This window comes from Pseudomonas sp. PH1b (genome assembly GCF_000633395.1).
GTDB lineage: Bacteria > Pseudomonadota > Gammaproteobacteria > Pseudomonadales > Pseudomonadaceae > Aquipseudomonas.
Map to the genome: position 1 here is coordinate 150,315 of NZ_AYMU01000012.1, position 20,646 is coordinate 170,960.

Below are 20,646 nucleotides of genomic sequence, written 5' to 3' on the forward strand. Positions count from 1 at the left end.
AACCCCGCAGGCAGGCGCCTGCGGGGGCACTGTTTACTTCAAACGCGCCAGGCGCTCGGTGAGCAGGTCAAAGAAACCCTGAGCATCGCCGTTCTCGACCCAGAACACGTTCTTTTCCTGCTTCAAGCCGTCATACCAGTCGACAATGGTCTGGCCAAAAGTAGGCCCTTCACGACTGTCGATTACCATATTGGCCTGACGCCCGCTGAACAGCTCGGGCTTGAGCAGGTAGGCGATCACGGTCGCATCGTGCACTGGGCCGCCAGGAATGCCGTAGTGCTCCATGTCGCCCTTGACGTATTCATTGAGAATATCGCCCACCACCTTGCTGGCGTTGTTGTTCAACGCGGCAATCTTCTTCAGGCGCGCCTCGCTGGTCAGCACCTTGTGGGTCACGTCCAGCGGTAGGTAGGTCAACTTGACCCCGCTCTTGAGTACCACCTCCGCCGCCTGAGGGTCGGCGAACAGGTTGAACTCGGCCACCGGGGTGATATTGCCGCCGTTGAAATGCGCACCACCCATGACCACCACTTCCTTGATGCCCTGGGTAATGTCCGGCGCCTGGATCAGCGCCAGTGCCAGGTTGGTCTGCGGACCGAGCATGGCGATGGTGATGCTGTGGGGCTTGGCTGCGCGCAACGTGTCGATCAGGTAGTTGATCGCGCTGCCCTGGGCCAGTGGCGCCTTGGGCTCATGCACGGTCACACCGGAAATGCCTTCCTTGCCGTGGATGTTCTCGGCATAGATCGGCGTACGCAGCAGCGGTTTTGGCGCCCCGGCATAGACCGGCACTTCTTCGCGCCCAGCCCATTCACGCGCCAACCGAGCGTTGCGCGATGTCTTGTCCAGGCGCACGTTGCCTGCCACGGTGGTCAAGGCCCGAATCTGCAACTCCTCGGGCGAGGCCAGGGCAAACAGCAGGGCCACCACATCATCGGCCCCCGGATCGGTGTCGATGATCAGATCGATTTTTTCCGCCGCCTGAGCGCCGGTAGCAGTGAGCAGAGACAAGAGCAACAGACTCCGAAACCAGTGATGAAACAGCTGAGCATAGCGGCGCATGGCGCACTCCTTGTGCAAGTTAAGGAAAAGCCTGAAAGCGGCCTAGAAGGTCACCCCGGCAATCAGGGCGATGTTGCAATACGGCTGGCACTCTCCCGTGCGAATCACCGCACGGGCCTGTCGAGTGAGCGCCTTGAAATCCTCGTGGCTCAAGAGCTGGCGTTGACCCAACTCGGCGCTGGCGGTCAAGGCTTCAAGGGCTGGCAGTGGTGTCGGTTGCTTGAGCAGAATTTCTTCGGCCAGCACATGGCGCTCCACCTGCATCTCGCTGAGCAGCACCTTGAGGGTGCCGAGAAAATCGGGAACGCCATGGGTCAGCGCCAGATCGATCAACTCGACACCGGGCGGCACCGGCAGGCCGGCATCGCCAATCACCACGATATCGCCGTGCCCCAGGGAGGCCACCAGGCGTGACAGGGCAATGTTGAGCAAGGGTGTTTTCTTCATGAGGGGACAAACGCCTGAACGTCGGATAACGAGGGAATGGAAGGCTGCGCACCAGCGCGCGTCACTGAGAGGGCGGCGGCGATCTGGCCAAAGCGAATGGCCTCGGCCTCGCTCCTGCCGTTCGCCAGGGCCGCGGCAAAACCTCCAACGAAGGTATCCCCGGCCGCCGTGGTATCGATCGCCCTGACCTTGGGCGCCGGAAAGTGCTCGAAACTGCTGCCATTGGCAAACAATGAGCCTTGCGCACCCAGCGTGACGATGACCTTGCCGGCACCCGCCGCGATCAAGCGCCCGGCCGCCGCTTCGGCGCTCGCCAGGGAATCCACCGGCAATCCGCTGAGGGCCGATGCCTCGCTCTCGTTGGGAATCAGGTAGTCAATCGAGCTATACCACTCGACGGGCAGCGGGCCGCTGGCGGGCGCCGGGTTGAGAATCACCGTCTTGCCCAGTTCACGCCCGCGCTTGAGGGTGTAGCCCACCGTTGCCAGTGGTACTTCAAGCTGGCAGATGATCACCTCGGCCTGCTGCAACACTGGATCAAAAGCCGCGACCGTCTCGGGAGCGAGCCGGCCATTGCCACCGGCGACGATGACGATTGCATTCTGACTGCTGTCATCCACCACGATCAGGGCCACGCCACTGGAACCCTCGACCACGCTCACCGCCTGGCAATCGATCTGTTCGGCGAGCAAGGCATCGCGCAATTGCCCGCCATAAGCGTCATCGCCGACACAACCGACCATAGACACTTGCGCCCCCAGGCGCGCCGCCGCCACCGCCTGGTTGGCCCCCTTGCCGCCGGATACGGTGGCGAAAGACTTGCCGATCAGCGTCTCTCCCCCTCGAGGCAAGCGCTCGGCCCGAGTCACCAGGTCCATGTTGAGGCTACCCACTACCACTACTTTTGCTGGCATACATCATTACTCATCAATTCGGTTCAGCGGTATTCGGCAAAGGCGCCACTGAGCGGCGCTGTCGATTCCCGCAGGACAATATTCGGCGTGACGATTCGCTGGTCGACCGGCAGATCTCGGCTAGCGATCCGCCGCAACAACAACTCCGCCGCGGTCTCCCCCAACTGCAGGATCGACTGGCCAACCGTGGTCAGTGCCGGGAAGACATAACGGCTCATGAGAATGTCGTCGAACCCGATCACTGAAAGTTCGCTGGGCACGCGAATGTTGCGTTCCGCCGCTGCCCGCAATACACCGATGCCCATCATGTCGTTCGCGGCGAAAATCGCGCTCGGCGGATCCCGTTCCAGCAACTGCGCCGCCGCACGGTAACCGCCGGTACTGCTGAAATCGCTCTCCAGGATGCGCCCCGCAGGCACCTCGACCCCCGCCTCTTGCAGCGCCTGGTGAAACCCGGCCAGACGCATCTGCGCCACACTGGTGTTGGCCGGGCCACCAATACAGGCAATGTCCCGATGCCCCAGCTCAAGCAAGTGCCGGGTGGCCAGATAGGCGCCATGGTGGTGATCGATACGCACCAGGTCCGCATCCACCCCTTCCAGCCCACGGTCGACAATCACCATTGGCGTGCGCACACCGGCCAACCCCTGGGCCAGGCCGCTGTCTCCACCGGCAGAGGTCACGATCAGGCCGTCGATGCGCTTTTCCAGCAACACCCGCAGGTAGTTGCGCTGCTTCTGCGGGTTATCGTCGGAATTGCAGAGGATCACGCAGTAGCCGTTGCGCTCGCAGTAATCCTCAATTCCTCGGGCCAGCTCGGCAAAGTACGGGTTGAGGCTGTTGGGCACCAGCAAGCCGATGGTCGCCGTGGTCTTGGCCTTCAACGAACGCGCCACCGCGCTGGGCACATAGTCCAGTTGCTGGATCGCCGCCTCGACCTTGACCCGCACCTCTTCACTGACCGGACGCGTCTTGTTCAGCACATGGGACACCGTGGTGTAGGAAATCCCCGCCAGCGCCGCCACATCCTTGATTGTTGCCATGAATCAAACCCGCCGATTGGCGCGCTGGCTGCGATAGGTGTCCAGCACCACGGCAATCACGATGACTGCACCGGTGATGATGCGCTTGGTCGGCTCCGTTGCACCGATTTGCGCAAGGCCTGCAGCCAGCACGGAAATAATCAAGACGCCGAAGAAGGTACTGATCACCGAACCACGTCCGCCCATCAGGCTGGTGCCGCCGATCACCACCGCGGCGATGACCTGCAGCTCCAGACCGGAGCCCGCATTCGGGTCTGCCGCTTCCAGGCGAGAAATTTGAAACAGCGCAGCAATGCCTGCCAGCAGCCCCATCAGGCTGAACACCAGGATCTTGTAGGGCTTGGGATTGATCCCCGCCAGGCGCACCGCCTCTTCGTTGGTTCCGATGCCGATCAGATAGCGGCCGAACACGGTGCGGGTCAGCACCGCCTGAGCCAGGAAGATAATCAGCAGGGCAATGATAAACGACGGTGAAATGCCAAAGGCAATTGGATTCGACAACCAGGCAAAGGCATCCCCGATATAGGCCGTGCGCGAGCCGGTCATCTGGTAGGCGACGCCACGGGCCATTTCCAGCACGCCCAGGGAAACGATGAACGACGGAATACGCCAGGCCACGGTGATCGAACCGGTGATGGTTCCGGCCAGCGCCGCGCAAGCCATGCCCAGCAGCGCCGCGGGCACCACGCTCCAACCCCAGCCGAGGATCGCCACACTGACCGCCGAGGCGGCCAGGGCCAGTACCGAGCCCACCGACAGATCGATGCCACCGATGATCAGGACGAAAGTCATGCCCACTGCCAGCACCATCAGGTCGGGAATCTGGTTGGCCAGGGTGCTGAAGGTGTCATAGGAGAGAAAATGGCTACTGAGCAGGGAGAACAGCACGATCATCGCCAACAGCGCGCCGGCCAATCCCAGGTATGTGCCAAGGCCGTAGTAATGGCCGCCGCGCTTGGCGCTCGCAGGTGCAGTTTTCATGAGGCATTCCTAGGCGCCGCTTCATTGAGCAGCGCATCTCGTTTTTGATAGCCGGCAAATGCGGCAGCCAGTAACTCGTCCTGGGTCCAGCTGTCGCGCTCGAAGGTCTCGATCAATTGCCCAGCGGAAAGCACCCCGATGCGATCGCAGATCAGCATCAGCTCTCGCAGGTCGCTGGACACCACCACCAACGCCTTGCCCTGGCGAGTCAGCTCGCCCAACAGGCCATAGATGTCGAACTTGGCACCGACATCGATGCCACGGGTCGGCTCGTCGAACAACAACACCGAACAGTCGCGCTCCAGCCAGCGGCCGATCACCACTTTCTGCTGATTGCCGCCGGACAGCTCGGACACCAGTTGCGCCGGGCTGGAACTGCGAATGCGCATGGCGTCGATCTGGCGCTGGGCCAATTGCCCTTCATCCTGGGGCCTGACCAGACCACCGCTGGAGATCGCCGGCATGTTGCCCAGGGCGATATTGGCGCTGATGGACTGCGTCAGCAGCAGCCCCTCGCCCTTGCGGTCCTCGGTGATCAACGCAATACCATTGGCGACGGCGTCGACAGGAGAACGAATGCTCACCGGTCGCGCCGGCGTACCCAGGGCAATGCTGCCGCTGTCGGCAACATCAGCCCCGAAGATCAGCCGCAGAAGCTCGGTGCGCCCTGCCCCGATCAGCCCGGAAATCCCGAAAATCTCGCCGCTGCGCACCTCGAAGGACACATTGCGAACCTTGTCCGAGCGACTGAGATTGCTGACAGTCAACGCCGGGGCACCGATGTGGCGCTCACCCAAGTCGATGTGTTCGCCCAGCTCGCGACCCACCATCAGGTTCACCAGCTGCTCGCTGTTGTAGTTGGCCATGGGCTCGACGCAGACCAGACAGCCGTCGCGCAGCACGGCAATGCGCTGGGCCACCCGGGCCAGCTCTTCCAGTCGATGGGAGATGTAGATGATCGACACACCACGGGCCTGCAGGCGAGTGATCTGCTCGAAGAGCATTTCCACCTCGCGGGAAGTGAGCATGGCGGTTGGCTCGTCGAGAATCAGCACGTGGCAATCGCCGATCAGGTTGCGGGCGATCTCCACCATCTGCTGGTGCCCAATGCCCAGTTCGCCCACCGGGGTGTCGGGGTCGATGGCATCCAGGCCGACCTGGGCCATGGCCTCGATCGCCGCCTTGCGCAGTTGCTTGCGACTGATCCAGCCGCCCGTGCTGGGTAGGTTGTCGAGGAACAGGTTCTCGGCCACCGACAGTGTCGGCAGCAGGTTGAGCTCCTGCATCACCATGCGGATACCGGACTCCTCGGCCTGGGTCCGACTGCCCGGACGGTAGTCCTGGCCATTGAACTGCATGTGGCCAGTGGTGGGGCTGACCAGGCCACCGATGATCTTCGACAAGGTGCTCTTGCCGGCGCCGTTCTCACCGGTCAGCGCCAGCACTTCCCCGCGCATCAGCGTCAGGTCGATGCCGGTCAATACCGGTTGCACATAGGTTTTGCCGATGCCGCTGACCGAGAGGACAGCGTTCGCAGCGGAAACTGACATAGGAAAATCTCCATGCGCCCGCCCGGTCGGGCGAGCGCCGTTGTACCGCTGGAAAGACTACTGGGTGACCAGCTCAACCGGAGTTTCGATCACGCCATTGGTGCCGCTGTCGACCTTCTCGCCCTTGAGGATCTTCAGTGCCGTCTCGATGCCAAACACCGCTTGCTTGGCAGCGAACTGGTCGGCGGTAGCCAGGACCCGGCCATCCTTGAGCATCGGCTTGATGGCATTGATGTTGTCGTAGCCCACAACCTGCACCTTGCCAGCCTTGCCGGCAGCACGCACGGCGGAAACCGCACCCACGGCCATGCTGTCGTTGCCGGCCAGCAGCGCCTTGAGGTTCGGGTACTCACTGAGCATGGCCGCGGCCACACGGTTGCCCGCGTCGATTTCCCAGTCGCCGGACTGCAGTGAAACCACCTTGATCTGCGCAGCCTCCATGGCATCCTTGAAGCCGGCGGTGCGCTGCTGCGCATTGGTGGTGGTGGAGACTCCTTCAATGATCCCCACCTCGTCGCCGGCCTTCAGCTGCTTGGCCAGGTATTCACCCACCAGACGCGCGCCCTTGCGGTTGTCCGGCCCCACGAAAGGCACGCTGATGTTCTTGCTTTTCAACACGCCGGGGTCGAGCTGGTTATCGATGTTGATGACCGTGATCCCGGCGTCCACCGCCTTCTTGATCACCGGCACCATGGCTTTGGAGTCAGCCGGGGCAATCACCAGGGCGTTGACCTTGGAGACGATCATCTGCTCGACGATACGGATCTGGTTGGCGGTATCGGTTTCATCCTTGATGCCGTTGGACACCAGGTCGAAATCGGCGGAATGGTCTTTCTGATACGCCTTGGCGCCATCTTCCATGGTCAGGAAGAATTCGTTGGCCAGGGACTTCATGACCAGGGCGACCTTGGGCTTTTGCGCCGTGTCGGCATGGGCCGAAGAGAGAGGAAGGGCAGCGGATGCGGCGGCCAGGACAGCAACAGCGAGCAGACGTCCAGCGAAGGGCAGCTTCATGAATTCACTCCGATCTTATGATTATTGTGAGCAGCGTTCGCACGGCAGGGTGAGCAGGTCGTCATCAGCATGGATGAGAGGCCGCTGCCGCACCTTGGAAAGATAGACGATTGTCGTTATCCAAAGACCGCGCAAACGTTTGCGTAAAACGAACTATGCGAACCTCGCCAGAGTTTGTCAACGCCGATCAGAGTCTGGAAATAGAACAACGACAGGGGGCAAAACCCGGCTGTACGAGAAGAGGAAACTGTCCGCAGCGCAGTGTCGAACAGGTTCTGAGGGTCATGCGGTGGTGTTGACCAGACCACCCGAGGAGGAGTCCTTGGCCAGCTCCCGAACCAGATTGCCCGATACCTCTGCCAGGGCACCGTTGGTTTGGGCGATCTGCCCTTGAAGCCCCATGACCACGGTCTGCTTGGCTTCAGGGGTCGGATAGTCGGCGGCCTGGGCGGCAGCCAGTTGCTGTTGCTGCTGCTTGAGCTGCTCCTGCAACTCTTGCATGCGCTTGAGCAGCATCTTGACGACGATACTCTGATTATCTCCACCCGAGTCTGCGGCTTCGGACTTTTCGGACTGCTTGCTGGAACCAACCCGGAGGGGGCCCGACTCATCAGTGCCCAGCGCCGTGGACGCCTCCTCGGCAGTGGCGTTACTCAATGCATCAATGGTCGCCGGCGACTTGCCATTGATCAAAATCGCTCCTGCGCCAGGAAATCCGACCGACAGAGACATATGAACTCCTGAAAAAAAAGATCCTGTCGGGTCATCGACCATCTCGCGACATTCTTTAATGACGCCCACCTGTCCCCTTGTGCCGAACCACTGACGGGCATTTTCGGATTGCCGAACACCCACCCGCAAAACGTTCGGAAACCCGGACGCACGTCACTCCATTGCCGCTAAAAATACAAATAAAATTGATATAAATCAGTAACTTAAAATACTTATCAGGCCAAGGTAGCGCTGGTACAGATCCTGCTCAATCCTCGCTGCCCCGCCGCATCCAGATCTGCAGCCGGGGTGTTTCTAGATGAACCTGCATCAGCACCGTCTCACTACTAGAGAGAAAATAATGAAATCTGCCTTCAAAACTTTCGTCCCGGGCGCTTTGGCCCTCCTTCTGCTTCTGCCTGCGGCAGCACACGCCAAAGAAGCTGAAACTCAACAGAAACTCGCTAACGTCGTAGTGCTCGCCACCGGCGGCACCATTGCCGGCGCCGGCGCCAGTGCGGCCAACAGCGCGACCTATCAAGCGGCCAAGGTCGGCATCGAACAACTGATCGCCGGCATCCCCGAGCTGAACCAACTGGCCAACGTGCGTGGCGAGCAGGTCATGCAGATTGCCTCGGAAAGCATCACCAACGAAAACTTGCTGCAATTGGGTCGTCGCGTTGCCGAACTGGCCGACAGCAAGGACGTCGATGGGATTGTCATCACCCACGGCACCGACACCCTGGAAGAAACCGCCTACTTCCTCAACCTGGTGGAAAAGACCGACAAGCCCATCGTAGTGGTCGGCTCCATGCGCCCAGGCACCGCCATGTCGGCTGACGGCATGCTCAACCTGTACAACGCCGTGGCCGTGGCTGGCAGCAAGAACGCCCGCGGCAAAGGCGTGCTGGTGACCATGAACGACGAGATCCAGTCTGGCCGCGATGTAAGCAAGATGATCAACATCAAGACCGAAGCCTTCAAGAGCCCCTGGGGCCCGCTGGGCATGGTGGTGGAAGGCAAATCCTACTGGTTCCGCCTGCCAGCCAAGCGCCACACCATGGATTCGGAATTCGACATCAAGAACATCAAGAGCCTGCCTGACGTAGAAATCGCCTACGGCTACGGCAACGTCGATGACACCGCCTACAAGGCCCTGGCTCAAGCCGGCGCCAAGGCCATCATCCACGCCGGCACCGGCAACGGCTCGGTGTCCTCTCGCGTAGTGCCGGCCCTGCAGGAACTGCGCAAGAACGGCGTACAGATCATTCGCTCTTCCCACGTCAACGCCGGCGGTTTCGTCCTGCGCAACGCCGAGCAGCCTGACGACAAGAACGACTGGGTCGTAGCACACGACCTGAACCCGCAAAAAGCCCGCATCCTGGCCATGGTCGCTCTGACCAAGACCCAGGACAGCAAAGAACTGCAGCGCATGTTCTGGGAATACTGATGGCCCCCGCTCGACCGGATCCGGTCGGGCACGCTCCAGACCACTCGCCCGCCCGGGCGGGTGGCTCCAGCCCCCCATGCCGGAGTCCGGCATCCCTCCCGTAAAAATATCTGCGTGTGCAGCGAGACAAATGCACAAAGTGTTGTCAGAGGAACTTCTTGAATTATAAGCAGTTGCGAAATGTCCTACAGTTAAATACTGTATGCACGTACAGCTTATTAAGGATTGTTCCGTGGCCACGACTCAAACACCCCTCAGCTCCTACGAACGCCTGGGTGTGCGCATCCAGAAAATCATCAACGCTCCCACCGCACAGAAAGCCAAGGCCGCGCTGATCTTTCGCCTTGCCGATGAGCCTCAGGACGAGTGGGAACGCCTGCTGGAGGAAATCGCCGAGAACGACAACGTCACCCTCGCCTATCGCGATGACGGCGGCGTACAGATTTTCTGGGTCGTGCCGAAGGAAGATTGAGTCAATGAGTGTTCGCTGTTTTGCCCTGCTGTTGCTGTTTCTTACTTTCACCGCCCAGGCCGATGCGCCCCGCACCTTCAGCGAAGCCAAAAAGGTCGCCTGGAAACTCTATGCCCCTCAATCCACCGAGTTCTATTGCGGCTGCAAGTACAGTGGCAACCGGGTCAACCTGGCGGCCTGCGGCTACGTTCCGCGCAAGAACGCCAAACGTGCGCAACGCATCGAATGGGAGCACATAGTGCCGGCCTGGCAGATTGGCCATCAGCGTCAGTGCTGGCAGCAAGGCGGTCGCAAGAACTGCACCCGCAGCGATTCGGTCTATCAGCGTGCCGAAGCCGACCTGCACAATCTGGTGCCGAGCATTGGTGAAGTGAACGGCGACCGCAGCAACTTCAGCTTCGGCTGGCTGCCAGAGCAATCGGGACAGTACGGCTCATGCCTGACTCAAGTGGACTTCAAGTCCAAGAAGGTCATGCCCCGCCCTTCGATCCGCGGCATGATCGCTCGCACTTACTTCTACATGAGCAAGCAGTACGGCCTGCGCCTGTCCAAACAGGATCGGCAGCTCTTCGAGGCCTGGAACAAGACCTACCCAGTGCAGGACTGGGAGCGCCAGCGCAACCAGACCGTAGCCTGCGTGATGGGGCGCGGTAACGAGTTCGTCGGCGCGGTCAACCTCAAGGCTTGTGGCTGACCGGGAGACGCCCGCCGGGAGCGGGCACTATTAGACGTTGCGTGAACAGGCTTACTGCGCAGCCCGGTGCTCGATCACCGTCGCCTCGATATCGCGCTTTTTAGCCTTGGCCAGCTTCTCGACGATTTCCCCCTGCTTCGCCTCGGCCTCGGCCTGGGTCGCGAATGGCCCGACCAGGACTCGCCGCTTGCCCTCCACGGTATCCACGCTGGACATGATCCCGTGCTCGATCAGCCACCCGGTCAGGTCACTCACCGCCAAGGGCAGCTCGCTACCCACCAGCACATCCCACTGCGGTGCGGTGGAGGCTTCGGCCGGCTGAACCTGTACCGCTGCGGCAGCACTCTTGTTCGCTTCGACGCGCTTGCCTTCGCCACAACCGGCCAACACCAATACCGCCATCATCATCGCTACTGTGCGCACAACCTACCCCTAGAAAGTCTGAGGCGCCGATTTTAGCACTCAAGACACAAGAGCCCCTGTCACAAAATCAGGCCGAAACAGGAAGATTGATATTTATTGCCTCTGTATAGTTGCGCCTTGGGAATTAATAGATCGTCTGCGCGTCAGAAAGATGCACCCACTCAGTGGAACTTCGCACTAATCTATACCTAAGACCGACCTCTGCACTGTTTGAATCTGGTGCCCTACAAAGCTATCAAGGAGAAGATCATGCTGATACTCACCCGCAAAGTCGGTGAAAGCATAAACATCGGTGACGACATTACGATCACCATTCTCGGCGTCAGTGGCCAACAGGTCCGTATCGGGATCAACGCGCCAAAAGACGTTGCGGTACACCGTGAAGAAATCTATCAACGCATTCAGGCAGGACTTACAGCTCCGGACAAACGCGAGACTCCTTGAACAGCATGCGCCCCAGCCCTTTGCCCAGGCACAATGGCTGGCGCAACGCGCGTCTTGCTTGCCTTGAGCTTTGCCCCGCAGAAAGCCCGCATGCCCCGACCGGACTGCGGCCACAGCCGATTCCCAGCCACTGGATTGCCCCCCACCACTGACCATCGCCTGCTCCAGGCGACAGACCCGACCGCCGGTGCCCGGCGCGCGGCGCCATAACAGTGCAGGCGTCGCCCCGGGGCCAGCCGTCAGTTGCCGGCTTCCGGCTCCACCGCCTTGAACCCCAATCCCTGATTGAACCGCAGCAGGTAACCGTCCGGGTCCAGCACCAGCAGGTTCAACTGGCCACACAACACGCCGTCCTGCCGATACCAGCACTCCTCGATCTCCCTGCGCAAAGCAATACCGGCCTGCGCCATCGCGGCGGCCAGTTGCCGGATATCCGGACACTCGATCGACAAGTTCATTCCACGACCGAAAGGCGCCTGCAGAGGACCGACACGCCAGGCCGACTCCTGCTGATCATCCTGCTCGAGCATTAACTGGCTGCCATTGAAGGATAGAAAGGCAAAGAAGTGTTCCGGACGCTGATACTCCACCTTGAAATCCAGAGTATCGCGATAGAAAGTCAAACTACGCTCCAGGTCCGAGACCAGCATCTCTGGAACCAGGCTATTCATTTGAAACATCGAAGGCTTCCATTGCACATTGATCGAGCCGCGAGACTACTCTCAAGCCCTACTTGGACGCAGCCCCCGCTTACCAATGTTTACAACTGAGCCCAGGTCACCCCACGCGCCATGCCACTGGCCGCGACGACCAGCAATACCACCAGTAGCGCCTGCAAGTGACTGACACGGGCGAACAACACGGCTTGGCCTGTCTCGATCGCCCCACTTCGTCCCAGGGCGATGCGCCACTTGATCAGGGCAATCATTGGCCGGACTTCCAACAGCAAAATTGCGATGAACAACGCCATCTTCAGATGAAACAACGGCTGGTGCAGGTAATAGTCCGTGCCTTTCTCATAACCACCAAAGGCCCTCAAGAGGCCGGTGACCAGCAACACCAGCGCCGCCAGCCCCCAGATATTGTCCGCCAGCAACACAACGCGAGGCGCACCCTGCCCAGCGGCCAAGCGCCTGAACGCCGAGCCACGTGCCAGCACCGCAGCAAAAGCGCCGGCAAACGCCAGCAAATGCACAGCCGCCAACAACCAATGCATCAACATCGGGCTCATCTCCGCTTGACTGCTCGACAGACTCGGGTAGCTCAGTAATAGCTCATGAGCAGACGATCTGCAGCGAACCTGCAACGAGCCAGAGGCAGACGCACACTGCACAAAAAAAGCGGCCCATCGCCGATCAACAAGATCGGCAATGGGCCGCCCGGTCATTTACAGCTTCAATGACCTGTACGGTTCAGCCGTGACTCTTCAGCAGTACCTTGCTCCACAGCGTAAAGGCCGCGGATGGCGTCCAGGCCGGGTTCGAGGTGTGCTCCTGAAGACACAGGTAACGGCTGCCTTCATAAGTGACCCCATCTTCCTTGAGATAGTGCTGGCTGGTGCGCCACTCGGGAAAACTCGGGTCAACGACACCGCCGGCAGTCCGGGTACTCACGCTACGACTGGGCAAGGACTCGCGCCCTTGAGTATCAGTGGCCGTGACGAAGTAGCTGTACTGGGTATCGGCGCTCAACCCCTGGTCCTCGAAAACCTGGGCCGGAGTCTGCCCCACCGCACGGCCATCGCGGTACAGGGTATAGAACTCCACCGGACGTACACCGCTGGAAAGGCTCCAGCTCAGACGGACGCTGTTGCGAGCGCTTTCCAGCACCTGCAGGTTGCCTGGAGCTCCGGGACGTTCCGGCTCGCTGCCATCACCATGAATCAGCGGTGCATAGCGATCACGAAACTCCCAGTTGTAGTGCACGCCTTGCCGGCTGATCCCTGCGTCCCAGTTCACCGACCAGGTCATCAAGCCCTTGATGGCGTGACCGGCACCCTGCAAACGCTTGAAGGCATTGCTCAGCGCAGTCGGATCGACGACGTAGCCGGTGGCCGCGGCGTCAACGTTGCTCGGCAGTCCGATCACCAGTTTGTCCGCCGCAATCGGCGTGTAGCCGCGGGTACCCGAGGCCAGGCTGTCGGTCAGGTAGAACAGGAAATCCTCCTTCATCGCGTCATTGTTCTGAGCGATCCAGGCCCCCTGTCCACCATTGGCCTCCTGCACCCAGAGCCCATCGCCGCCCTGGTTGTAGTACTGCGGCGCGACAAAGTCGTAATAGCCTTCCAACGCCTGCAGGTAAGCCACGTACTTGCCATTACTGGTCAGGTAGGGAAACTCCGGCGCCATGCTGATGATGAAATGCTTGCCTTGACCGGCGTAGTGATCCTTCACCAACTTCAGCGCCGCGGGCAGCACTGTCTTGTTGTCGGCAAAGTCGATGGCGCTCTGCTCCAGATCGATATCCAGGCCATCGAAGCCATAGGTTTCCACCAGGCGGATGATTTCATTGGCCAGGGGCTGCTCGTTGCCCTTGTGCAATTCGATATGCGCATCGGCGCCGCCCAGGGAGATCAGCACCGCCCGCCCCTGGCTGTTGAGCACGCCGACCTGGCGCCGGAACTCGGCATCCGACAGGTTATAGGGCTTGAAGGTGGGTATGCCGTTGCCCTTCATGAAGGCCACCGCAACCACGTTGTACTCCTTGGGCACATCCAGCAGGCTCAGGTTGGCGAACTGGCCCTGCTGGTACCCGTCACCAGGGCCCGCCGCCCAGTTGTGCCAGAAGCCCATGAGGATTTTCTTGCCGGCAATGCTCGGCATCAGCGACGCAGCATCCGCCGCTTGACTCTTGATCAATGCAAAGTCGATTTTATTCACGTTCTAATCCTTCAGAACTGTTAAAGAACCTTAAGTGGGCTTATTTGAAGTCCAGATCGAAAGCCTGGTAAAAGCCGTTACCGGTGTTGGCAACGTTCCACACCAACACTACAACATGGTGGCCTCTCTTATTTTTCGGCAGCACAACTTCGTGATGCGTCTTGGCTTTCAATACCGAGCCAAATTTATCGAATGGCACTTCGGTATAAAAATCCTTATAGAAAGCCGCCGGCTCCAGTTGTGCACGGCTGATACGTTGTTTCGGATCCCAGCCATCTTTGGTGATGAACCAGCTGTAACCACGCGTCACGTGTGGCGCGCTATATTCCCATTGCACCTGAAACACCTGGCCCGGATCCACATTGACCATGGGCCAGGTGAAGGGGCGTCCGATTTTTTTTGTCATTTCTTCATCGGTGAAGTTGATGCAGTCACGTTCATCAACCTTGCCACCGCTGAGAATATGGCCGTCGGCGGGCGGCGCAACGCTTGCTACATCACTGTCGTAGGGCTTCGGAAAAGGACCCGCGACCAAAGCCGGGAAATTCTTCCCGCCCTCCATTTCGTTGACCTGCCAGGTTCCCAGCAGCCCCAGATCCACGGCTACCGAACCGCGGCTGGATGGCGAAACGACGCGACCATGTTTAAGTTGAGCTTGTGGCTTGTTCATATCTTTCACTCCATTGATTAATTAACTTCTGCTCCATGTTGAGCACTTTAAACCTAGCGCATTTTTTCTGGCTTTTTTCATAAAACAGCAAACTAACCATTCAGGACAAAACATTAATAATGGCGCAAACCCCCTCACCCCTTAGACTTGCTTGTTCAAACTTACGCCTGGAATAGTCAATGTATTACACGCTTTGCCACACTAAGACCTGAGCATTCCCGGGAACAAGGCCTCAATTAGTGCAACTCACCGTGGACAGCACCCCCAAAAAACAAAAACCCGGCCTGAGCCGGGTCTGTGTACCGATGAGATGAACGCCTGTAGTGAAAAGCCGCGCCGCGTTACAAACAGGTCGCCAACGCCGCCAAACGACGTTTCGAGACATAGCTGTCTTCGATTGCGTAGTAGTGAACAGTGGTTCCCGAGGCTTCGGCCTTGATATCGACGAACACCTCGGCGCCACGGGTGTACACGGTATATCCACCGACCTTGCCAGCTTGCAGATAGGCGGCGGCATCAACGCCAAAGACGGCTTCATCCTGCCAGGCGAACTGCACGCACTGCGCCACCAACTGATCCGCCTTGGCCGACGCCAGAGTCTTGCTGGGGGCAGCTGTTCGAGCCCTGTCCATGGTGGAGCTCGCACAACCCGCCAGCAAGACCGCCACCATCACTGCCATCAACACCCGCATGCTGTCACCTCGTCCTTAAAACGCGAGAGTATCGCTCAGGCGACGGAAAAAAGGCGCCCAGACCAAAGAAAAAGCCGGCGCAGGTGTGTTTTCAGCACTCGGCCAAGGAGGCTGCCAACTGGGCGATAGCCTCCTGATCCTCGTTATCGAGATGCCGGTAATTCTCAATGATGGCGCGCTCATTGGTGTTCAGGCTGCCCTCGGGCAGCCTGGAGCGCTCCCCCGTCAACACATAGAGCAGGTCCACACCCTTGCGACCGAGCGCCATCAGGTAATCGGTTTTGGGCATGCGCTCACCGCTCTCGTATCGCCCCTGGGCATTGGCCTCGACCCCACCGACAGCACCAAATTCCTGCTGGGAGAGCCCCAGGGCCTTGCGCTGCTCTTTCAACCGCTCGCCAAAAGTCTGCATGATCGTCCTCACCCAACACGCTGATGAAGTTACGACCGCCGACATAAGGGAACGTGCCTTTTGTTTGCGCCCCCCATTGCCAGCCTCCAGGCAAAAGATTAACCTTCGCGCCCCTTCCCACACTTTTGCCAAGGAGATCCACCATGCAACAGCTGATCACCCCTTGCAGGACGTGCCTGGTTTAAACGCTGCAACCGCTATCCTATAGCGCCTTCGCTTAACCCCGCTTCGTCCTGCCATTACCTGAATTTATTTTTTCCAATCAGGAATTGGACATGGACAATTGCATCCGTCATTTGTCGAGCGGCATCTCTCTGATCGCCTCCGACACCACCTGGATCGAAGATAAAGCGCTCCAGCAACTGCACACCACCGCACAACTGACCGGCATGCGCCAGGTCGTTGGCATGCCTGACCTGCACCCGGGCCGAGGCTATCCGGTAGGCGCGGCATTTTTTTCCACCGAGGTGATCTATCCGGCACTGGTGGGCAACGATATCGGCTGCGGCATGGCGCTGTGGCAAACCGATCTTTCCAGCAAGCGCCTGAACCTCGACAAGCTGGAAAAGAAAATCGGCAACATCGACCGCCCCCTGGATGAACACTGGGACCAGGACCTCGCACAACTGGCGCTTCCTGCCAGCGGTCACGAACACTCACTGGGCACCATCGGTGGCGGCAACCATTTCGCCGAACTGCAACAGCTTGACGACGTATACGACACCCAGGCTGTGCAGGAGCTGGAGCTCGATCCACAAGCCCTGTTGCTGCTGGTGCACAGCGGGTCTCGCGGCCTGGGAGAGGCCGTTTTGCGCCGCCACATGGACCAGCACGGCCACAACGGCCTGGACATGGCCAGCGCAGCCGGCGCCCGCTACCTGCAAGAGCACGATGAAGCCCTGGTCTTCGCCGAAGCCAACCGCCGCCTGATAGCCCAGCGCCTGCTACACAATCTGCGCGCCAAGGGCCGGAGCATCCTGGACATCAACCACAACCTGGTGTCCGCGGCGAACGTTGACGGCGTCCCGGGCTGGTTGCACCGCAAGGGCGCTACACCTTCGGACCAGGGCCTGGTGGTGATTCCCGGCTCTCGCGGAGACTACAGCTACCTGGTGAAACCCGATCCATCACCAGTCAGCCTCTATTCGCTGGCCCATGGCGCCGGGCGCAAATGGCTGCGCAGCGACTGCAAGGATCGACTGGCAAACCGCTTCAGCTTCGATCAGCTCAAACGGACCCAACTGGGCAGCCGGGTGATCTGTGAAGATCGCGGGCTGATGTACGAGGAGGCTCCCGAAGCCTACAAGAGTATCGACACTGTCCTGGGCAGCCTGCGTGACGCCGGCCTGGTGAAGATCATTGCCCGGCTCAAGCCGGTACTGACCTACAAACGCCGGGGGTGCTGCTGATGATTCTTCTACAACTTTCTTCCGCCCAGGGGCCGGTCGAATGCGAACTGGCAGTGACTCAGGCCCTGCGTCGACTGCACGATGAAGCCGAGGCACGGGGCGTACGCCTCGGCATCGTCGAGCGAGTTGCCGGCCAGGCTCGCGACACCTGCCGATCGGTGCTGGTCAGCCTTGATGGCAATCAGGCAGCGAGCCTTGCCGAGCACTGGACAGGCACCCTGCTCTGGACCTGCAAGAGCCCCTATCGTCCCGGCCACAAGCGCAAGAACTGGTTCTTTGCCGGGCAACTGTTCAGCGCGCCGGCGGAGAGCCTGGAAGGCGAGATCCGCTTTGAGGCCATGCGCGCTTCGGGTCCGGGCGGACAACACGTGAACAAGACCGACTCCGCCGTACGCGCCACGCACCTGGCAACCGGCATCAGCGTGAAAGTGCAATCCGAGCGCAGTCAGCACGACAACAAGCGCCTGGCGCGCCTGCTGATCCAGCAACGCCTGGCAGCACGGCAACAGCAATCCGAAGACGACCTACGCCTGCAACGCCGCGAGGCCCATCACCGGGTCGAGCGTGGCAACCCGCGGCGCACCTTCAACGGCAGCACCTTTATTCCCCTGGACTGACCAACCCAGCCACAGGGAGCCGGCAGGCTCCCCACCAAGGGCATCTGCCGCTCCGGGAGCTGAAGGCGCGAGATGATGTGCAAAAAATTTTTAACCCATCAAGACCACAAGTGCCAGAACACTCCGTCGACTCCTGGCATCCCGCACAACAGACAAGTACGTCAGCGCAGCCAGGCGAAAGGCCGGGCTGCCAGTCGCACGATAGAACGCACGACTGAAAGCCACACGCCTGAAGACATGGAGAATGAGCGGCGATGAGCAATTATTTCGAAAGCCCCTTCAAGGGCATCACACTTGAGCAGCAGGTGACCCATCCAAATATCCGGGTGGGTCGCTACAGCTACTATTCCGGCTACTACCACAGCCACAGCTTCGATGATTGCGCGCGATACCTCTCTCACGAGGCAGGAGCGGACCAACTGATCATTGGCAGCTTCTGCTCGATCGGATCAGGCGCTGCATTCATCATGGCCGGCAATCAAGGCCATCGGAACGAGTGGATCAGCACCTTCCCCTTCTATTGGATGAATGAGGAACCCTCCTTTAACGAAGCACTGAATGGATATGAACCCGCCGGCGACACCGTGATCGGCAATGACGTCTGGATCGGCTCAGAAGCCATTGTCATGCCAGGCATCAAGGTCGGCCACGGCGCCGTAATAGGCACACGCGCCCTGGTGGCCCGAGATGTCGAACCTTATGCAATCGTCGGCGGAAACCCTGCCAAGACACTGCGCAAACGCTTTGACGATTGCAGGATCGAGCTGCTTCTTGAGATGGAGTGGTGGAACTGGACCAATGACCAGTTAAAGACGGCGATGCCGCTGATGACCTGTGCCAATGTCGAGGCGCTGCACGAGTATTGGCTAAAGTCCATCCACCGCACTTGAGCGCGCTAATCTTTCCTGCATCGACAGTTCAGGGCGGTCTTGATGCCCAGAGCACTTTTCGAACGGCCGGTTAGAACAGTCGGATCCAGCGTCCCCGGGTCAGTCACGAAAGGCCATCGACCCGACTGCCCGCCGAAGCACTCGATAGCCATTAAAATGCCCAGAAACAAAAAAGGGGTTCACCTTTCGGTGAACCCCTTCTAGACCGCCCAGCAGAGCGGATTTTGTTTGGTAGGCGCGATTGGACTCGAACCAACGACCCCCACCATGTCAAGGTGGTGCTCTAACCAACTGAGCTACGTGCCTGCTGTGAGGCGGCATTCTACGGAATTTCGAAGGGGTGTCAACACCTTTTTTTCAGCTAAGCCTATGAATATGCGAATTTTTTATTTTCAGGGCCGAGAAGAAGTTATGGCTCCCGTCTGGCAGCCAATTTGCAACTCAGGTAGCATCGGCGCACTCGTAAAATATATTAAACACATGAGGTCGCAGGATGGCGAACATTCCTTACCCACAGTCCTATTACGCCGCCTCGGCCAATGCGGCGCCAGAGCGGCCGTCGCTGCAAGGCGAGGTTGAAACCGATGTCTGCGTGATCGGCGCGGGCTACACCGGCCTGTCCAGCGCCCTGTTTCTTCTGGAGAACGGTTTTCGCGTAACGGTGCTGGAGGCCGCCAAGGTCGGCTTTGGTGCGTCCGGGCGCAACGGCGGGCAGATCGTCAACAGCTACAGCCGTGACATTGACGTGATCGAGCGCACTGTCGGCCCCAAGCAGGCGCAACTGCTGGGACAGATGGCCTTCGAGGGCGGCAGGATCATCCGCGAGCGCGTTGCCAAGTATCAGATCCAGTGCGACCTGAAGGACGGCGGCGTCTTCGCAGCAATGACCAGCAAGCAGATGGGCCACCTGGAGTCCCAGAAGCGCCTCTGGGAGCGCTACGGGCACACCCAGTTGGAATTACTGGATGAGCGGCGGATTCGTGAGGTAGTGGCCTGCGATCAATACAAGGGCGGCATGCTCGACATGAGCGGTGGCCATATCCACCCGCTGAACCTGGCACTGGGCGAGGCCGCGGCCGTGGAGTCCCTCGGCGGCACTCTGTACGAACAGTCCCCAGCGGTGCGCATCGAGCGCGGCGCCAATCCCGTGGTCCACACGCCGGAAGGAAAGGTACGCGCCAAGTTCGTCATCGTCGCTGGCAACGCCTACCTCGGCAACTTGGTTCCCGAGCTGGCAGCCAAGTCCATGCCATGCGGCACCCAGGTGATCACCACGGAGCCCCTGAGCGATGAACTGGCCGCCAGCCTCCTGCCCCAGGACTACTGCGTCGAGGACTGCAATTATCTGCTGGACTATTACCGCCTTTCCGGCGACAAGCGCCTGATCTTCGGCGGCGGCGTGGTCTATGGCGCACGTGATCCAGCCAATATCGAAGCGATCATTCGGCCAAAGATGCTCAAGGCCTTCCCACAACTCAAGGATGTGAAGATCGACTACGCCTGGACCGGCAACTTCCTGCTGACCCTGTCACGCCTGCCGCAAGTTGGCCGCCTGGGGGACAACATCTATTACTCCCAGGGCTGCAGTGGCCATGGCGTGACCTATACCCACCTGGCGGGCAAGGTCCTGGCAGAGGCCCTGCGCGGCCAGGCAGAGCGTTTCGACGCCTTCGCCGACCTGCCCCACTACCCCTTCCCTGGCGGCCAGCTGTTGCGCACGCCATTCACCGCCCTGGGCGCCTGGTACTACAGCCTGCGGGATAAATTCGGTTTCTGAGCAAAGGCTTTTCGCAACCCCAAAAAAACCGCCATGCAGGCGGTTTTTTTATGGTTTGTCATCGCGGCCGACAACCGCCGGAAAAACATGAATCC

General features: G+C 59.9%; 23 protein-coding genes and 1 tRNA gene. 8 read left to right on the top strand and 16 right to left on the bottom strand.

Annotated elements, in window-relative coordinates:
- Positions 1–33: 33 nt before the first annotated feature.
- The 8 genes from U873_RS0121235 to U873_RS0121270 form a co-directional block, all read right to left on the bottom strand.
- On the bottom strand, positions 34–1,062 hold the full coding sequence (locus tag U873_RS0121235; RefSeq protein ID WP_025130155.1) for a nucleoside hydrolase: 1,029 nt from the start codon (positions 1,060–1,062) through the stop codon (positions 34–36).
- Between the two features lie 42 nt (positions 1,063–1,104).
- The gene (rbsD, locus tag U873_RS0121240) at positions 1,105–1,509 is read right to left on the bottom strand and encodes a D-ribose pyranase (protein WP_025130156.1); all 405 of its coding nucleotides are present in this window, start codon (positions 1,507–1,509) and stop codon (positions 1,105–1,107) included.
- Positions 1,506–2,423 (bottom strand): ribokinase, encoded by a 918-nt coding sequence (rbsK, locus tag U873_RS0121245; RefSeq protein WP_025130157.1) that lies wholly within the window; start codon positions 2,421–2,423, stop codon positions 1,506–1,508. The genes rbsD and rbsK overlap by 4 nt, the downstream gene beginning before the upstream one ends.
- A 23-nt stretch (positions 2,424–2,446) precedes the next feature.
- Entirely contained in the window at positions 2,447–3,466 is a 1,020-nt protein-coding gene (locus tag U873_RS0121250) for a LacI family DNA-binding transcriptional regulator (RefSeq protein WP_025130158.1), read from the bottom strand.
- Between the two features lie 3 nt (positions 3,467–3,469).
- On the bottom strand, positions 3,470–4,447 hold the full coding sequence (locus U873_RS0121255) for an ABC transporter permease (RefSeq protein WP_025130159.1): 978 nt from the start codon (positions 4,445–4,447) through the stop codon (positions 3,470–3,472).
- Positions 4,444–5,997, bottom strand: a complete 1,554-nt coding sequence (locus tag U873_RS0121260; protein WP_025130160.1) for a sugar ABC transporter ATP-binding protein — start codon at positions 5,995–5,997, stop codon at positions 4,444–4,446. Before U873_RS0121260 ends, U873_RS0121255 begins: the two co-directional genes overlap by 4 nt.
- 57 nt (positions 5,998–6,054) lie before the next feature.
- Entirely contained in the window at positions 6,055–7,011 is a 957-nt protein-coding gene (locus tag U873_RS0121265; RefSeq protein ID WP_025130161.1) for a sugar ABC transporter substrate-binding protein, read from the bottom strand.
- 282 nt (positions 7,012–7,293) lie between these two features.
- The gene (locus U873_RS0121270; protein WP_025130162.1) at positions 7,294–7,743 is read right to left on the bottom strand and encodes a hypothetical protein; all 450 of its coding nucleotides are present in this window, start codon (positions 7,741–7,743) and stop codon (positions 7,294–7,296) included.
- A gap of 340 nt (positions 7,744–8,083) precedes the next feature.
- Here U873_RS0121270 and U873_RS0121275 point away from each other — a divergent pair, with 340 nt between their 5' ends.
- The 3 genes from U873_RS0121275 to U873_RS0121285 all read left to right on the top strand — a co-directional run bounded on the left by U873_RS0121275 (position 8,084) and on the right by U873_RS0121285 (position 10,338).
- A complete protein-coding gene (locus tag U873_RS0121275; protein WP_025130163.1) occupies positions 8,084–9,172 on the top strand; it encodes an asparaginase in 1,089 nt (362 codons plus the stop codon).
- Between the two features lie 202 nt (positions 9,173–9,374).
- The gene (locus tag U873_RS0121280; RefSeq protein ID WP_051586102.1) at positions 9,375–9,644 is read left to right on the top strand and encodes a DUF1654 domain-containing protein; all 270 of its coding nucleotides are present in this window, start codon (positions 9,375–9,377) and stop codon (positions 9,642–9,644) included.
- A 4-nt stretch (positions 9,645–9,648) separates the two neighbouring features.
- On the top strand, positions 9,649–10,338 hold the full coding sequence (locus U873_RS0121285; RefSeq protein ID WP_025130165.1) for an endonuclease: 690 nt from the start codon (positions 9,649–9,651) through the stop codon (positions 10,336–10,338).
- Positions 10,339–10,389: 51 nt separating this feature from the next.
- Here U873_RS0121285 and U873_RS0121290 read toward each other — a convergent pair whose 3' ends face one another.
- Entirely contained in the window at positions 10,390–10,746 is a 357-nt protein-coding gene (locus U873_RS0121290; protein ID WP_029978548.1) for an SPOR domain-containing protein, read from the bottom strand.
- Positions 10,747–11,010: 264 nt separating this feature from the next.
- Here U873_RS0121290 and csrA point away from each other — a divergent pair, with 264 nt between their 5' ends.
- Positions 11,011–11,205 carry a carbon storage regulator CsrA gene (gene csrA / locus U873_RS0121295; protein ID WP_007920550.1) on the top strand — a complete coding sequence of 65 codons (195 nt, stop codon included), beginning with the start codon at positions 11,011–11,013 and terminating at the stop codon, positions 11,203–11,205.
- 239 nt (positions 11,206–11,444) lie between these two features.
- Here csrA and U873_RS0121300 read toward each other — a convergent pair whose 3' ends face one another.
- The 6 genes from U873_RS0121300 to U873_RS0121325 all read right to left on the bottom strand — a co-directional run bounded on the left by U873_RS0121300 (position 11,445) and on the right by U873_RS0121325 (position 15,858).
- Positions 11,445–11,885, bottom strand: coding sequence for a VOC family protein (locus U873_RS0121300; RefSeq protein ID WP_025130167.1), 441 nt, complete (start codon positions 11,883–11,885; stop codon positions 11,445–11,447).
- Between the two features lie 80 nt (positions 11,886–11,965).
- Positions 11,966–12,427 carry a DUF2214 family protein gene (locus U873_RS0121305; RefSeq protein WP_025130168.1) on the bottom strand — a complete coding sequence of 154 codons (462 nt, stop codon included), beginning with the start codon at positions 12,425–12,427 and terminating at the stop codon, positions 11,966–11,968.
- Between the two features lie 190 nt (positions 12,428–12,617).
- Positions 12,618–14,084, bottom strand: a complete 1,467-nt coding sequence (locus U873_RS0121310; protein ID WP_025130169.1) for a carbohydrate-binding protein — start codon at positions 14,082–14,084, stop codon at positions 12,618–12,620.
- Positions 14,085–14,124: 40 nt separating this feature from the next.
- Positions 14,125–14,754 (bottom strand): lytic polysaccharide monooxygenase auxiliary activity family 9 protein, encoded by a 630-nt coding sequence (locus U873_RS0121315; RefSeq protein WP_025130170.1) that lies wholly within the window; start codon positions 14,752–14,754, stop codon positions 14,125–14,127.
- 341 nt (positions 14,755–15,095) lie between these two features.
- Complete coding sequence (locus tag U873_RS0121320) at positions 15,096–15,446, bottom strand: hypothetical protein (protein WP_025130171.1); 351 nt, start codon at positions 15,444–15,446, stop codon at positions 15,096–15,098.
- A 91-nt stretch (positions 15,447–15,537) separates the two neighbouring features.
- A complete protein-coding gene (locus U873_RS0121325) occupies positions 15,538–15,858 on the bottom strand; it encodes a helix-turn-helix domain-containing protein (RefSeq protein ID WP_025130172.1) in 321 nt (106 codons plus the stop codon).
- A 275-nt stretch (positions 15,859–16,133) separates the two neighbouring features.
- On the opposite strand from U873_RS0121325, the gene U873_RS0121330 reads away from it, so the two are divergent.
- From U873_RS0121330 to catB, 3 genes are all read left to right on the top strand, one after another.
- Complete coding sequence (locus U873_RS0121330; RefSeq protein WP_025130173.1) at positions 16,134–17,267, top strand: RNA ligase RtcB family protein; 1,134 nt, start codon at positions 16,134–16,136, stop codon at positions 17,265–17,267.
- Complete coding sequence (prfH, locus tag U873_RS0121335; RefSeq protein WP_025130174.1) at positions 17,267–17,884, top strand: peptide chain release factor H; 618 nt, start codon at positions 17,267–17,269, stop codon at positions 17,882–17,884. The genes U873_RS0121330 and prfH overlap by 1 nt, the downstream gene beginning before the upstream one ends.
- Before the next feature lie 254 nt (positions 17,885–18,138).
- Positions 18,139–18,774 (top strand): type B chloramphenicol O-acetyltransferase, encoded by a 636-nt coding sequence (gene catB, locus U873_RS0121340; protein WP_025130175.1) that lies wholly within the window; start codon positions 18,139–18,141, stop codon positions 18,772–18,774.
- 229 nt (positions 18,775–19,003) lie between these two features.
- Here catB and U873_RS0121345 read toward each other — a convergent pair.
- Positions 19,004–19,080, bottom strand: a tRNA-Val gene (locus tag U873_RS0121345).
- Between the two features lie 187 nt (positions 19,081–19,267).
- On the opposite strand from U873_RS0121345, the gene U873_RS0121350 reads away from it, so the two are divergent.
- Positions 19,268–20,551 carry an FAD-binding oxidoreductase gene (locus tag U873_RS0121350; protein ID WP_025130176.1) on the top strand — a complete coding sequence of 428 codons (1,284 nt, stop codon included), beginning with the start codon at positions 19,268–19,270 and terminating at the stop codon, positions 20,549–20,551.
- Positions 20,552–20,646: the final 95 nt, after the last annotated feature.

What these genes read in the sequence shown, in the direction of transcription:
- U873_RS0121250 (WP_025130158.1), bottom strand. Translation starts at nt 3,466, where the DNA reads ATGGCAACAATCAAGGATGTGGCGGCGCTGGCGGGGATTTCCTACACC.
- U873_RS0121270 (WP_025130162.1), bottom strand. Translation starts at nt 7,743, where the DNA reads ATGTCTCTGTCGGTCGGATTTCCTGGCGCAGGAGCGATTTTGATCAAT.
- U873_RS0121280 (WP_051586102.1), top strand. Translation starts at nt 9,375, where the DNA reads ATGCACGTACAGCTTATTAAGGATTGTTCCGTGGCCACGACTCAAACA.
- U873_RS0121260 (WP_025130160.1), bottom strand. Translation starts at nt 5,997, where the DNA reads ATGTCAGTTTCCGCTGCGAACGCTGTCCTCTCGGTCAGCGGCATCGGC.
- U873_RS0121255 (WP_025130159.1), bottom strand. Translation starts at nt 4,447, where the DNA reads ATGAAAACTGCACCTGCGAGCGCCAAGCGCGGCGGCCATTACTACGGC.
- U873_RS0121350 (WP_025130176.1), top strand. Translation starts at nt 19,268, where the DNA reads ATGGCGAACATTCCTTACCCACAGTCCTATTACGCCGCCTCGGCCAAT.
- U873_RS0121315 (WP_025130170.1), bottom strand. Translation starts at nt 14,754, where the DNA reads ATGAACAAGCCACAAGCTCAACTTAAACATGGTCGCGTCGTTTCGCCA.
- U873_RS0121320 (WP_025130171.1), bottom strand. Translation starts at nt 15,446, where the DNA reads ATGCGGGTGTTGATGGCAGTGATGGTGGCGGTCTTGCTGGCGGGTTGT.
- rbsK (WP_025130157.1), bottom strand. Translation starts at nt 2,423, where the DNA reads ATGCCAGCAAAAGTAGTGGTAGTGGGTAGCCTCAACATGGACCTGGTG.
- catB (WP_025130175.1), top strand. Translation starts at nt 18,139, where the DNA reads ATGAGCAATTATTTCGAAAGCCCCTTCAAGGGCATCACACTTGAGCAG.
- U873_RS0121265 (WP_025130161.1), bottom strand. Translation starts at nt 7,011, where the DNA reads ATGAAGCTGCCCTTCGCTGGACGTCTGCTCGCTGTTGCTGTCCTGGCC.
- U873_RS0121290 (WP_029978548.1), bottom strand. Translation starts at nt 10,746, where the DNA reads ATGATGATGGCGGTATTGGTGTTGGCCGGTTGTGGCGAAGGCAAGCGC.
- U873_RS0121330 (WP_025130173.1), top strand. Translation starts at nt 16,134, where the DNA reads ATGGACAATTGCATCCGTCATTTGTCGAGCGGCATCTCTCTGATCGCC.
- U873_RS0121325 (WP_025130172.1), bottom strand. Translation starts at nt 15,858, where the DNA reads ATGCAGACTTTTGGCGAGCGGTTGAAAGAGCAGCGCAAGGCCCTGGGG.
- U873_RS0121235 (WP_025130155.1), bottom strand. Translation starts at nt 1,062, where the DNA reads ATGCGCCGCTATGCTCAGCTGTTTCATCACTGGTTTCGGAGTCTGTTG.
- U873_RS0121285 (WP_025130165.1), top strand. Translation starts at nt 9,649, where the DNA reads ATGAGTGTTCGCTGTTTTGCCCTGCTGTTGCTGTTTCTTACTTTCACC.
- prfH (WP_025130174.1), top strand. Translation starts at nt 17,267, where the DNA reads ATGATTCTTCTACAACTTTCTTCCGCCCAGGGGCCGGTCGAATGCGAA.
- rbsD (WP_025130156.1), bottom strand. Translation starts at nt 1,509, where the DNA reads ATGAAGAAAACACCCTTGCTCAACATTGCCCTGTCACGCCTGGTGGCC.
- csrA (WP_007920550.1), top strand. Translation starts at nt 11,011, where the DNA reads ATGCTGATACTCACCCGCAAAGTCGGTGAAAGCATAAACATCGGTGAC.
- U873_RS0121275 (WP_025130163.1), top strand. Translation starts at nt 8,084, where the DNA reads ATGAAATCTGCCTTCAAAACTTTCGTCCCGGGCGCTTTGGCCCTCCTT.
- U873_RS0121300 (WP_025130167.1), bottom strand. Translation starts at nt 11,885, where the DNA reads ATGTTTCAAATGAATAGCCTGGTTCCAGAGATGCTGGTCTCGGACCTG.
- U873_RS0121305 (WP_025130168.1), bottom strand. Translation starts at nt 12,427, where the DNA reads ATGTTGATGCATTGGTTGTTGGCGGCTGTGCATTTGCTGGCGTTTGCC.